Origin of the sequence: Kosakonia sp. MH5, assembly GCF_009935945.1 — a bacterium.
In the GTDB taxonomy this organism is placed as follows: Bacteria; Pseudomonadota; Gammaproteobacteria; order Enterobacterales; family Enterobacteriaceae; genus Kosakonia; species Kosakonia radicincitans.
On sequence record NZ_QODH01000001.1, the window covers coordinates 891,577 to 904,886 of the forward strand.

Genomic DNA, 13,310 nt, shown 5'->3' on the forward strand with positions numbered 1-13,310 from the left:
ATCAAAAACACGAAAAATATATTATACAGGCGACACCGTAAAATCCTCCCGGACATATTTACCCTTTGTATTATATGGTTTTTTTTAATCGTTAATCAGGAATAAAACAAAAACGATTTTTTATTTTTTTAACCATGAAGATTTCCCTTTAGTCGCCGATAAAAATAACATCACCCCTGGAAATGGAATGTATCTGAGGACGTTATGACTATTTTAAAAAAACTGCTATTTGTTTTTGCCATTACCTTTGTCGCCATGCTTCTGCTCGGCGGCTTGAGTATTCGCGCATTAGACAAAGCTCAAGAACGCTTTGATTATGTTATTGATAATAGTCTGCCAAGTATCAGTAAACTCAGCGAGGCACTACAGCATCGCGAAGAGGCAAGGCGGCAAATTCTGATGTCATTGCTGCTTAATGATGAAGCCGTTTTTACTAAACATATGGCGCAAGCGAAAGATGAGTTGAATAAAACCAAAGCGATATTTGAATATTACAAAGCGAATTTAATCAGTGATGATACTGATGCCCGGCAACTGGCCAGCACACAACAATCTTTTGCTGATTATGCGCAGAAATTAGAATCGATGACAGGCGTTTACCACCGTGACGGTATCGAGGCTGCTCGGCAGATGGTGTCGGATGGTGGAATTATTGCCAAGGCTTCCTCTGCATTAAGTGCGAATATCACGGAAATGTTGAAGCGCAATTATAATATCGCTAAGGAATATGCGGCGAATAACCATACGCAGTATCAAAATACGTTCTGGTTATTAATTTCAACGATTATCTTTTTATTAGTACTGATTGCCGTATTTGCCTCACTCATTCTTGGCTATCTAAATAAAGGATTGAAAAACCTACAAACCAGTATGGGCACTATCAGCGAATCACTGGATTTAACCCTGAAAGTGGATCTCGATAAAAAAGATGAACTGGGCGCGACTGCGGCGAGTTTTAATGGCCTGATGGAAAAAATCCGCAATGTATTGAGTAGCGTGAAAGAGGCCAGCAGTGAAGTCGATACCGCCGCCAGTGAAATCGCCAAAAGCAACGACGATCTCTCTTCACGCACAGAATCACAGGCGTCCTCGCTGGAACAGACTGCCGCCAGTATGAACCAGCTTTCAGCGACGGTGAAACACAATAAGGACAACGCACAGGAGGCGAATGTCTTTATTGGCCGTCTGCAGACGATGATGAACGAAAATCATCGCGAACTGAGTTCCCTGCAAAAATCGATCGACGATATTTCCGCTTCATCGGCGAAGATCTCTGAAATCACCGACATTATTGACAGCATCGCCTTCCAGACCAACATTCTGGCGCTCAATGCGGCGGTGGAAGCCGCCCGCGCGGGCGAACAGGGCAAAGGCTTTGCCGTTGTGGCGGGCGAAGTGCGTTCGCTGTCGCACCGCTCATCCGTTGCGGCACGGGATATTCGCGGGCTGATCGATGAAGCGATTAAGAATGTCAGTGAAGGGGTCAGCTATGCCTCCAGTGTTACTACGCGGATGAATAATGCGCTGGGTGCAGTGGATGAAACCACATTGCTGATTAATCAGGTGAATAACTCATCCAGCGAGCAGAGCCACGGTATTGAGCAGGTGAATATTGCCGTCAGCCAGATGGAAGGTAACCTGCAACAGAACGCCGCAATGGTCGAACAGATGGCTACCGCCGCCAATTCGCTCAGCCATCAGGCCGGGAAGCTGCTGAATGATGTGAATGCGTTCAGGTTGTAGCCGAAATGCCGGGTGGCGCTCGCGCTTACCCGGCCGGTTGTACTCAGAATACGGGGTAACAGCAGTGCAGAAGATCGGGTTACTTTATTGTCGCGAAGCCACCAGCACCTGCAAGTATTTCAGGCAACTGCCGCCCCATTTCATTTCCATATCGCGGTACAGTTCTTCCGCCAGCCGGTACTCTTCTTCGCTGAGGGGAGCATCCGCTTCAATGAGGTAATCGCAGATCGTTTCAAAAGCCAGCCCGCTTTCGTTGTAATCCACATAATCGATGGCAAATTGCAGCCTTTCAGCGTCCACACGCCCGAAAAAGCGCGCGCCAAAGGCTTTCACTCTTACATCCATCATCGCACTTCTCCGCCTTTATTCGTCACCAGTGCCGCTAACGCCGGAACCGACACCGCAATCAAAAACAATACAACACTGATAGCCTGGCTCCCCCTCTCGCGCCAGTTGCCGAGCAGCACCGAGAGCAGAAAAAACGCTGCGCCGCAAAATAACATCGTCACACCAAATACGCGGTTCGCCCGATACCAGGCCGCTTCATCACGCAGCGTAAGCGCCGTGCGCACACCGTAAAAACGGTTCGGTTTAATGCGCTGCCACGCCAGCGGGATCGCCAGCGCCATCAGAACCAGGCAACCGATGCTCAGGTAAACAAAGGTCTCGTTCATGGGTGAAGCTCCTTTCCCATTGCGGGCTTTTATCGTTATCCCGACAAAGGGATAAAACCCTTAATATCCCCAGGTCGGGATATTGCGCCCTGGATGACGAAATAAGAACCCACAAATCCTGGTGGGTGAATTTCACAACACGCACGGCTGTCACTGCAGCCGACAGTAGCAGATCGACTGCTGTGCAAGAAAGGCGTTGCCGGATGGCGCGCTTATCCGGCAAACCGGGTTACGCTTGCTGTTCCCGCTGGCGATGAATTCCCATTGCCAGCACCTGCGCCGGGTCAAACAGCGACAGGCTCTCAACCTGCGATAACAGCAGCACTTTGCGGAAATCCAGCGCCGGGCGCGGCCCGGAAGCCAGCTCGATATTGTGTTCGGCGTACCACGCGCTGTAGTTGTGCTCGACATGCAGATCCAGCGTCTTTTCATCGCGATAGCCGCTCAACATCGGGATCAGCACAATGTTGTTCGCATCGCCGCTGTCAAACGTAGCAGTGTGGATCATACCGATGTAAATGCGCTGCGACTTAAGCGTTATCCACGCCAGATCGCCCGTTTCCATACATTGATAAATCAGCCCTTCCACGCCGTTGGCGCGTGACAGGTGTTTATACAGTTCACGACGCCCGGAGCTGTCCAGCCGCGCGCTGCCGGACCAGTTTGATCGCCAGAGACAAAACAGAACGGCAAAAGCCAGCATAATCACCACCGGCGCCTGAATGCCTAAAAAGCTCCAGTTCATAAAACTCATGTGCAAGTGATGCTGTTCGGCGCCAAATTCCGCAGGCAGTTGGTTCATCACGGTGGAAGCGATTAACAGACACAGCCATAGCAGCGCCGTGGCCAGAATGCCCTGCAGGACAAAAACGCAGCCATAAAGCGCCACCAGAAAATAGACATCCCAGCCGAAGCTACGTTTGAATTTAAAGCGCGTGGAGAGATCGTGCGAGGTATACCAGTAGCCGCAAACCATTAATACCATGAAGATGGCGGTTCCCATATTTACGCCCTCTTCAATGCGTCAACATGACGTTTAAAATCGTCCTGCACCTGCTGACAGTGAATATTCACCGAGGTATTACCGTCGGCATCAACAACAATACGATCGCCATCTTCAATCGAATCCTGGATCTCGCTATGGCTCATCACCTGCAATAACCGATCGGGACTGGCAAACAACGAATACAACATTTTTTTCATTCATCACCTCCGCAGTCAGTATAGAAACCGACTGCGGATTATGTGTTTTTTTATCCGAACAGAAGCAAATAGGGCGTGATGAATGACCAGCAGTGCGCCGGACGCTTACGCCATGAATAGCGGATTAACATCGCCGATGTGCGAAGTAGGGGTGCAAATTCAATAGCCGCTTTTTGAAATAAAAAACCGGAGGACGCTCCCCTCCGGTCTGCCATTTACTGGCCGTAATAGGCGTGCGAACCGTGCTTACGCAGATAGTGTTTGTCCATCAATGCCTGCTGCATATCCGCAAGCTGCGGGGACAGTTGGCGTGAGAACAGCCCCATGTAAGCGCACTCCTCCAGCACCACCGCGTTATGCACTGCATCCGCCGCGTTTTTGCCCCACGCAAACGGGCCGTGCGAATGCACCAGCACCGCCGGGATCTGCATCGGGTCAATATCGCGCTGTTCAAAGGTTTTGATGATCACTTCCCCGGTTTCATACTCATATTCGCCGTTGATCTCCTCTTCGGTCATCAGCCGCGTACAGGGAATAGCGCCATAGAAGTAATCGGCGTGCGTGGTGCCCCATGCCGGCAGATCCAGCCCGGCCTGCGACCAGATAGTGGCATGGCGCGAATGCGTATGCACAATGCCGCCAATCTGCGGGAAACGGCGGTACAACGCCAGGTGCGTCGGCGTATCGGACGACGGTTTTTTGCTCCCCTCCACCACGCGCCCGCTGGCAATCTCCACCACTACCATATCGTCGGCAGTCATCACCTCATATTCCACGCCAGACGGTTTGATCACCATCAACGTGCGCGTGTCGTCCACGGCGCTGACATTGCCCCAGGTAAAGGTCACCAGATGATGAGCGGGCAGCGCCAGGTTGGCGGCCAGCACCTCGGCTTTCAGTTGTTCTAACATGCGAATCCTCCTTCCTGCATACGCGCTTCAATCCAGCGCCGCGCCTGAATAATCTCCAGCACCGGCTCTTTGGCTTTTTCGGTCCACATCTCAATCAAAAATGCGCCGCGGTAGTTCAGTTGTTGCAGCGTGCGGAACACGCCGACAAAGTCGACGCAGCCTTCACCAAACGGCACATCACGAAACTGGCCGGGGCTGTCATCAGTCACCGGCTGTGTGTCTTTCAGGTGAATGGCGGCAATACGGTCGATACCCAGCGACAGTTCGGCACTGACATCGTTGCCCCACGCGCTGAGGTTGCCGACATCCGGATAGACGCTGAACCACGGCGACGCGAGCATCTCATCCCACTTTTTCCACTTACTGATCGAGTTCATAAAGGCGGTATCCATGATCTCGACCGCCAGCATCACTTGCGCGGCGGCGGCCTGTTCCACCGCCCACGCCAGCCCTTCGGCAAAACGCTGCTGCGTGCCTTCGTCATGCTCTTCGTAATAGACGTCGTAACCGGCAAGCTGAATGGTGCGAATACCCAGATCGCGCGCCAGACGAATCGCTTTGCGCATGATGTCGCGCGCCCGCTCGCGCACCGCTTCATCGCGGCTGCCAAACGGAAAACGCCGGTGCGCAGAGAGGCACATCGAAGGAATTGCCACGCCGGTTTCCAGCATCGCTTCCACCAGCGATGCCCGCTGCGCAGTGCTCCACTCCAGCCGTGATAAGCGCTCATCGGTTTCATCCACTGACATTTCGACAAAATCGAAACCGCAGCTTTTCGCCAGCACCAGCCTCTCCGGCCAGCTCAGCTCTTTCGCCAGCGCTTTTTCATAGATGCCTAACGGATGCGTACGCATTAGTTATCTCCCCAGATGGCGCGAATTTGCGCGTGGAAATCGCTCGCGGTCTGTGCCGGATCCGCCGCGCCGGAAAGCGCACGCCCGGCAATAAAGGCTTTGACGTTAATATCTTTAAACAGCGGCAGATCGGCAGGCTGCAGGCCACCAGTCACCGACAGTTCAAGGCCGATATCCGACAGCGCTTTCATCCGCGCCAGATCGGCCTCGCCCCACTGCTGGCCGCTGGCCTGCGCATCGCGTCCACGGTGGTAAATCGCCTGACGCACGCCAATGCGGTACCAGTCTCGGGCATCATCAAACGTCCAGTTGCCGAACAGTTCGATCTGAATTTCGCCGTTATGCGCCTGCGCCACGGCGTGGCCTTTCTCAATGGTCGCCAGCGGCGCAGCGCAGATAATGGTCATCCAGTTCGCGCCCGCGCCCAACGCCTGTTGCGCCAGTGTTTCTCCGGCATCGGCCACTTTCCAGTCGGCAACGATAATCTTCTCCGGGCACTGCGCACGCAGGGCGCGTACGGCGTTTAGCCCCTCGCTAAGGCACAAAATGGTGCCGGCTTCGACGATGTCCACGTGATCCTGTAACAACGCCACATCGCGCCGGGCAGCCGCAAGGCTGGTATGGTCGAGCGCCAGTTGCAGTAATGGTCGGCTCATAACGTCTGCTCCTTAATGCGGGCGTGAAAGCCCTGTAGTGCTTCAATCAAAAACTGGTAATGCGCGTATTTGCGCTGGTAGGCGGCGTGCGCGGCCATATCGGGAGTGAGCGTACGAATGTCATGCTTCAGCGTTTGCTGCGCGTGGTGAAAATCGCGGAATACGCCGGTGCCAACCAGCGCCGCCAGCGCCGCGCCGAAGCAGCCGGTCTCTTCCACCTGCGGTAATTCCACCGCTAAGCCGCTGACATCCGCCAGCATCTGCATCCACACGTCGGAGTGCGCCGGGCCGCCAGTGACCCGCAACGCGCGTACCGCGGTAAAGCGTTCCCGCATGCGATTGAGGTGAGTCATATGGCAGAACACCACGCCTTCATACACCGCCTGCAACAGATGCGCGCGGGTGTGCAGCGCCTGCATGCCGTAAAAACCGCTGGTCATCTCCAGCCCGGCGTTGCTGCCGTAGAGAAACGGCAGGAAGAACAGCTCGCTGCCTGCTTTCGGCAGGCTGGCCACCGCCTGGTTGATCTCGTCGAAAGAGATGTCTCCCCACTGAGCGGTGAGCCACTCAAGATTGCCCGAGGAAGTCGGGCTGGCTTCATGCACGATGTACTGGCCGTCATTGACGTAGCGACCGTAAACATAAGGATGCGCTTCGTGATCGCGAAGCCCGTTGGCAATGCCGCTGGTCACCGCCCATGTTCCCATTACCGCATTGAGCCGCTGCTCATCCTGCAATCCGGCGCAGAGTGCGGTGGAAACCACATCAAACAGACCGCCAACGACGGGCGTACCCGCCGCCAGACCGGTTATGGCGGCTGCCTGAGCGGTGATTTCCCCGCAAATTTCGGCGCAGCGGACAATCGGCGGCAGCGCGGCGTCAATTTCCTGAATACCCAGCCACTGCGACAATCGTGCGTCGTAGCGCTGGCTTTCCATGTTGTAGAGATTGGATTCGGAGATATTGCTCTCTTCGCAGCCTTTGCGACCGGTCAGGCACCAGCGTAAATAGTCGTGCCCCATCATCACGCAGCCAATCTGTGCATAACGGTGTGGTTCGTTCTCCTTCATCCAACGCAGCAGCGAAACCGGGTGCCCGGTCCATAACGTCTGGCGGGTAAGCGGATAGAGTTTTTGCGGGATGTCATCAGCACGCCAGCGGCGGACAATATCCAGGGCCCGGCGATCGGAGGACAAGATCGCCGTTCCCAATGGCTGGTCGTTTTTACCGAGCAGAAATAATCCTTTTCCCTGTGCCGAAATCCCCACGCCGCGAATAAGTTTCCCTGGTGTGTGGGTCTGTTTTAGCAGGCGGGAAATCGTTTCGGCACACGTCGTCCACAGCGCGTGCATATCGCGCTCGGCATAGCCTGGTTGCGGGCTGAGCGTTTTCAATGGCTGGCGCTCAATGCCGTGCTCCCGGCCCTGGCTGTCATATAAACCGGCTTTCAGATAAGTACCGCCACAATCGATACCCAACCAGAAGGTCTCTTTTTCACTCATCTTTATGCTCTCGTTGTTATTGCCGCTTATCTGTATGCCCGGTAAGCACCGCGCCACCGGGCATCGCGGTCAGGCTTCGCGTTTGCGCGCGCCGAGCGGGTTAACGGCTGCGTTTCCCGCATCGCACTTCGCTGGCAGCAACAGCGCCATCAACGCGGCGAGCGCCAGGGAAATCGCCAGGCAATAGACCCCGGCATCTTTGCTGTAGAGGTTGATCAACACACCCACCGCATACGGGCCGCAGAAACCGCCAAGGTTACCCAGTGCGTTAATCACGCCACGCGCGCCACCGGCCATTTCCGCGCTGAACAGCCGCGCCGGAATGGTCCAGAACACGCCCGCCGCCGATTGCAGGAAGAAGCCGCAGCCAACCAGCGCCGTATAGGAGAGCCAGATGCTCTCTTTCAGCGCCACCGACAAGAACATGCACAGTGCAAACCCCACCAGTGGCAACGAGACAAACAGCTTGCGTTTACCGGTACGGTCAGAGAGGGAAGAGAAGATAAACATCCCGGCAATTGCGCCGATGTACGGCAGAATGGCCAGCATGCCCACCTGCCCCATGGTGCTGTGAGTAAGTTCTTTCAGAATGGTGGGCAGCCACAGGGTGTAGCCGTAGATGCCGGTCTGGTAGAAGAAGTTGAGCGCAATCAGTTGCCACATGGTTCTGTCGGAGAGCACGGCGCTCAGCGAGGCGTTCTTCACCTCTTTCCCGGCAATCGCGCGCTGCTCTGCCGCCAGCGTCTCAACCAGATATTTTTTCTCGCTCTCCGAGATCCAGCGCGCTTCCTGCGGACGGTCATAGATAGTCATCGCCCACAGCACCAGCACCACAATGGAGAGCAGCCCTTCGATGATAAACAGCCAGCGCCAGTCCAGCGCGGTAATGATCCAGCCGGAGAGCGGCGCGGTGACGATACCGGCAATCGGCACAAACATGATCACAATCGCGTTGGCGCGGCCACGTTCCGCATCCGGGAACCAGTTGCTGATCATCGTCAGCACCACCGGCAGCATGCCGCCTTCCGCCACGCCGAGTAAAAAGCGCAGTGCCAGTAACTGATACTGGTTGGTGACCAACCCGGTCAGTACCGAGATCACCGCCCAGGCCACCAGCGACCAGCCGATAAATTTCTTGCCGCTACCGTGCACAGCAATTTTGCCGCCAGGCACCTGCAAGAAGAGATAACCGATAAAGAAAATTCCCCCGGCGAGACCGGCCATCGACGCGGTAATACCGAGTTCCTGATCCATCCCGCCGGGCATGGCAAACGCGATATTCACGCGGTCCATATAGGAAATAATGCAAGCGATAAGAATCGGGGGAATTATTCTTAACCAGCGCTGATGCGGAATATCCGCAGGTGTAGAGTAAGAGGATGTATTCATAATTAGCATCTCGTTAAAAGTAACAGGTATGCGATGACAGAGTTTGTTGTATTTATTGTCTGGCTTTATTTAATGCGGTAATGCCGTCGCGTAATATCGCGACGCGATGGTCAACACTGGCCCTGGCATCAATTTCCAGTAATTTAATGCCGCTGAATAATAAATTATCGTTTGCCGTGGCGTTAAATAACGCGCTGGCACGATCGACCGTTAATAAACTCTCGGCGCAAAACGGAGCAAATGGCGCGTGCAAATCCTGCCATTCACCGTACGCGCCCTGCTGCGTGGTGCCGGAGAACATCAAGCCGCGCAGTTTCCCGGCCTGTTGCGCCCGTTGCGTATGGCTGAGCGGTAGTGTCGTATTGCGCCCTTCAATAGCGGAGCGCGCCCAGTTAATGCACACGCCAACCTCCACGCCCGCCAGCGTTTCCAGTACATTTTCCAGCGGCAAAAAGCCTTTACGCGGCGCGGGCTGGTTCATGGCATCGCAATGTTCGAGCACCAGCTCGCAATCCCAGTCCCAGCGGGCAATTTCCGCGATTGATCGGGCAAATGCGTCGGTAGCTTGTTCCACGCTGGCATTACCCGCCAGCGGCGCGGCCTGCATCTCCAGCGCGATGATTTTGCCGGGAAAACGGGCATTGACCGCGCGGATTTTGTTATGCAGATGGCGGTAATAATCAACGCAGGCGCGGCGCTGTTGTTCATCGCTGGAGGCGAGGCCAAAACCGCCGTTCGACGCGCGGCGACGCATGGTTTCCATCACCGCTGTCACCACTATCTGCCACTCGCCCGGCGTGTGTTTCAGCAGCCACTCATCGCCAAGCGGGTGCAGATTCTCCAGACAAGGCTGTTCCAGCCCGGCAATGTGCGGCGTATCCGCCAGTTGCCGCCAGAAATCCCGTTCCTGCTCTTCACCCTGTTGGTGAAACGACGGCGCGCAGGGATACGCACCGATAATATAACCGGCATTATTATTCATATTTCGCTCCTGCTCAGTGGCAAATTAATTCAATGCAGCAATCGCCACCTTCACAACAATTTTACGAATAGCCGTTGCGCGATGTTTATTACAGGCCGGACGATGAACATCCTGCGGGAAAAATATCGCGTAGCTGCCTGGGACCATTTCAAAAAAGGATTCGTTTTCACTGCCCTGGTAATAAATAATATCGCGCTGGGCCAGTAGTTCTTCCCGAATAACGTTATTTCCGCGGTCAATGGCAATACCGATCTCTTCTTCGCCCCACGCCAGAAACTGAATATCCAGATAGCGGCGGTGAACTTCCGGTTTCTGCTGCTCCCTGGGCTGGGTGGTCAGGTCAAGAATCTGCGCAAAGACCGTGCGCCCGTCAATTTCCACTACACCAGGTTGCAGGGTGCGGAAATCGGTGGTGCGCAGAAATTCGAGTGCGGTTTCAATCGCTGCCGGTAAGCGGCAGGGATTGGGCTGTGAAATATGGCCGAAGATCATCGTTCCTCCTTACAGCGCCTGGATTTTGGCCCACACGCTGTCATCCACGGTGATGCCATTGTGACGGTTCTCTTCCAGCAGGCGAGTAAACTCGTGGCCCGGCAGGCGAACCGGCGCATTTTCATCAGCGCGTTCCGCGGTGGTGATGTAATCCATAATGCGTTGCAGCTTGGCATCGCGCGAAGCGCCGTCTATCAGCTTATCGACTTCAATGGCGATAAAGACCTGAGAAATACCGTATTCGTCGCTGTTATCCTCCGTCACTTCCGCGACAGATGCGCCATCAGAAAGCAGCGTGGCAATCATATCCAGCACAATCGACAGGCCAGAACCTTTCCAGTAACCCATCGGCAGAATGCGACGATTTTTCTCAATCACACCCGGCTCTTTCGTCAGGTTGCCATCATCATCGAAGCCGCCATCCACCGGGAGCTTGCGCCCGGCCAGCCGGTTCACTTCCAGCATGCCGTAGGAAAACATCGACATCGACATATCCACCATGGTGATCGGCGTGGAGGGAATGGCGACGATCAGCGGGTTAGTGCCAATACGACACTCTTTTGCGCCCCACGGCGGCATCACGGCGATGGAGTTGGTCCAGCAGATACCGATATAACCTCTCTCCGCCGCCTGCCAGCCATAACTGCCGCCGCGCATCCAGTGGTTGGCGTTACGCACCGCCACCAGGCCAATGCCGTGATCCGACGCCAGTTCGATAGCGCGATCCATCATCTTTTTCGCCGTCAGATTGCCAATCGAGCGCTGTGCATCCCACTGTTCAATCGCGCCAAGATTGGCGATGCGCTTAGCCTGCGCCTCCGGAATGATGTCGCCGGCATCCAGTTGCTGAATAAAACGCGGGAAGCGGTTAACGCCGTGGGAATAAACGCCGGATTCGGTGGTGCGGGCGAACATTTCTGCACAGGCATCGGCAGTCTCTTCACGCACCTTGCGGGAAAGCAGCACGCGTTTGAAAGCGTGTTTCAGCTCTTCGAAGGTTACCTTCATTTTTTTCTCCTGATTGCATCGAACATCTGTGCTTTTTTTATACCCCTGAATTTCAAAATACGAAATAGCATTCCGTATAGTAAAATTCAGATATGTGATCATCGCGTCACTTTAAATTTCCAAGTTTATTACTATCAATGAGTTACAAACGTACCGCGATTTTGTGTGGCCCGTTCCATTTTGCGTTAGTATTGAAGCTGGCAAATTTAACGGGTCCGTAAGTGGCAGGAAGCGAGAGCGCATCAATGCAAGAAGAAAAAGAGAAACCGTCGGGTAGCCAAAGCCTGTTTCGGGGATTACAACTGCTGGATATTCTGAGTAACTACCCAAATGGATGCCCGTTAGCGCATCTTTCTGAGCTGGCGCAGTTGAACAAAAGTACGGTGCACCGCCTGTTGCAGGGGCTGCAATCCTGCGGCTATGTCAAACCCGCACCGGCGGCAGGCAGTTACCGTTTAACCACCAAATGCATCGCCATTGGGCAAAAGGCGTTGTCGTCATTAAACATCATTCATGTTGCCGCGCCGCATCTTGAAGCGCTGAACCTGGAGATCGGTGAAACCATCAACTTCTCCACCCGCGAAGATGATCACGCGATCCTGATTTATAAACTTGAGCCGACCACCGGCATGCTGAGAACGCGGGCATATATCGGCCAGCACCAGGAGCTGTATTGCTCGGCGATGGGCAAAATCTACCTGGCTTATGGCCGCCCGGAGTATGTTGTCGAGTACTGGACAAACCACCGGGAGAGGATCAAGCCGCTCACCCGCTACACCATCGATAAGCTCGATGTGATGCAGCAGGAGTTGCAGGAAATTCGTGCGCAGCAGTGGGCAAAAGACAGGGAAGAGAATGAGTTAGGCGTCTCCTGCCTCGCGGTGCCAGTGTTCGATATTCAGGGCCGCGTGCCGTACGCCGTCTCCATTTCGCTCTCCACCTCGCGGCTGGAATTGTTAGGTGAAGCACGTCTGCTTGCGGCGCTGAAAAATACCGCCAGAGCGATTTCCCAGGAACTGGGCTACGAAGAAAAAACAGCCTGATTGCACGACGCCGGAAAGCCACGACTTTCCGGCCGATCGCAGAAGATCCTTCGCATCATGCCTGGTAACGCGCCAAACATCAGCAGGTGCATCTTCAGCACCGCGCTTTTTGTCGCCGTAGTTCAGTTGCGTCAGCACGACAAAATTCCAGGAAATGGCTAACGTTACTGCTACCGAATAGATATCTCATAGATGGGCATCACTTAACCCGCAGATAAAAACAGGTTAATACGCGGATATATTGCCACGGAAATATTAGCAGGCAACATCGAGCTGCCAGTAATAACCCGATACTTCAGGTAAGTTGCCGGTTTCTTTGTTTTCTTCGCCAGTAATTTTATTTCCATTTCTGGCAAAATGGATCAACCGAAGCAGAAAAGGCCATAACATTGTCACGACCATCAGAATGGTGAGTAATAAGGGGGTTAATTTCAGTTTAGCAATAAAAATGCAGTATCCGCGCCGCAATCAACCCAAACAGGTTAAATTTTTGAGGGTCATTGTTGGTGGCAACAACATCACTGGTAAAAAGCTGATCACAGCCACCGCGCAAAAGAACATAAATTAGATATAGAACAAGCCAATAAATTTAACGACATCCATTGATATTTTTTTATAAAAAAAGACAAAAGTAGCTATGATTGCAATTAAAATTAATGCAATCCAGAAGGTGATGATTAGTTTGCTGTGTGAGTCAGTAAAAACAAAAAATATAATTAACATGCGCTAATTAAGCTCTGCGCAATTTCATTATCACTACTAATTAATAATAATATTAAAACATACCCAGTGGCTTCACCAGCGCTTTTAAAAATATAGGATTTTCCTTGATTCTTTATTACGATGAGTTCGC

At 53.7% G+C, this 13,310-nt stretch carries 14 protein-coding genes; 2 read left to right on the plus strand and 12 right to left on the minus strand.

From position 1 onward, the window contains the following. Positions 1–204 precede the first annotated feature (204 nt). Positions 205–1,743, plus strand: coding sequence for a methyl-accepting chemotaxis protein (locus DK872_RS04260; RefSeq protein ID WP_161518053.1), 1,539 nt, complete (start codon positions 205–207; stop codon positions 1,741–1,743). 84 nt (positions 1,744–1,827) lie between these two features. Here DK872_RS04260 and DK872_RS04265 read toward each other — a convergent pair whose 3' ends face one another. The 12 genes from DK872_RS04265 to yiaK all read right to left on the minus strand — a co-directional run bounded on the left by DK872_RS04265 (position 1,828) and on the right by yiaK (position 11,414). Beyond that, positions 1,828–2,091 (minus strand): MafI family immunity protein, encoded by a 264-nt coding sequence (locus tag DK872_RS04265; RefSeq protein WP_007373812.1) that lies wholly within the window; start codon positions 2,089–2,091, stop codon positions 1,828–1,830. Further along, a complete protein-coding gene (locus DK872_RS04270; protein ID WP_071920469.1) occupies positions 2,088–2,417 on the minus strand; it encodes an SdpI family protein in 330 nt (109 codons plus the stop codon). Before DK872_RS04270 ends, DK872_RS04265 begins: the two co-directional genes overlap by 4 nt. A gap of 229 nt (positions 2,418–2,646) precedes the next feature. After that, entirely contained in the window at positions 2,647–3,420 is a 774-nt protein-coding gene (locus DK872_RS04275) for a hypothetical protein (RefSeq protein WP_007373810.1), read from the minus strand. A 2-nt stretch (positions 3,421–3,422) separates the two neighbouring features. Continuing rightward, on the minus strand, positions 3,423–3,620 hold the full coding sequence (locus tag DK872_RS04280) for a hypothetical protein (RefSeq protein WP_007373809.1): 198 nt from the start codon (positions 3,618–3,620) through the stop codon (positions 3,423–3,425). A gap of 215 nt (positions 3,621–3,835) precedes the next feature. Next, positions 3,836–4,531, minus strand: coding sequence for an L-ribulose-5-phosphate 4-epimerase (gene araD, locus DK872_RS04285; protein WP_007373808.1), 696 nt, complete (start codon positions 4,529–4,531; stop codon positions 3,836–3,838). Further along, complete coding sequence (locus DK872_RS04290; protein WP_007373807.1) at positions 4,525–5,385, minus strand: L-ribulose-5-phosphate 3-epimerase; 861 nt, start codon at positions 5,383–5,385, stop codon at positions 4,525–4,527. Before DK872_RS04290 ends, araD begins: the two co-directional genes overlap by 7 nt. Beyond that, entirely contained in the window at positions 5,385–6,041 is a 657-nt protein-coding gene (gene ulaD / locus DK872_RS04295; RefSeq protein WP_007373806.1) for a 3-keto-L-gulonate-6-phosphate decarboxylase UlaD, read from the minus strand. The genes DK872_RS04290 and ulaD overlap by 1 nt, the downstream gene beginning before the upstream one ends. Continuing rightward, complete coding sequence (locus DK872_RS04300; protein WP_007373805.1) at positions 6,038–7,543, minus strand: FGGY-family carbohydrate kinase; 1,506 nt, start codon at positions 7,541–7,543, stop codon at positions 6,038–6,040. Before DK872_RS04300 ends, ulaD begins: the two co-directional genes overlap by 4 nt. 69 nt (positions 7,544–7,612) lie before the next feature. After that, complete coding sequence (locus tag DK872_RS04305; protein WP_149289017.1) at positions 7,613–8,932, minus strand: MFS transporter; 1,320 nt, start codon at positions 8,930–8,932, stop codon at positions 7,613–7,615. Positions 8,933–8,984: 52 nt separating this feature from the next. Next, a complete protein-coding gene (locus tag DK872_RS04310) occupies positions 8,985–9,914 on the minus strand; it encodes a DUF4862 family protein (RefSeq protein WP_072438390.1) in 930 nt (309 codons plus the stop codon). Between the two features lie 24 nt (positions 9,915–9,938). After that, positions 9,939–10,406 carry a YhcH/YjgK/YiaL family protein gene (locus DK872_RS04315; protein ID WP_072438388.1) on the minus strand — a complete coding sequence of 156 codons (468 nt, stop codon included), beginning with the start codon at positions 10,404–10,406 and terminating at the stop codon, positions 9,939–9,941. A 9-nt stretch (positions 10,407–10,415) separates the two neighbouring features. After that, positions 10,416–11,414 carry a 3-dehydro-L-gulonate 2-dehydrogenase gene (gene yiaK / locus DK872_RS04320; RefSeq protein WP_090397312.1) on the minus strand — a complete coding sequence of 333 codons (999 nt, stop codon included), beginning with the start codon at positions 11,412–11,414 and terminating at the stop codon, positions 10,416–10,418. Positions 11,415–11,659: 245 nt separating this feature from the next. Between yiaK and DK872_RS04325 the strand changes: the two genes are divergently transcribed. Next, positions 11,660–12,457, plus strand: coding sequence for an IclR family transcriptional regulator (locus DK872_RS04325; RefSeq protein ID WP_035886018.1), 798 nt, complete (start codon positions 11,660–11,662; stop codon positions 12,455–12,457). Positions 12,458–13,310 lie beyond the last annotated feature (853 nt).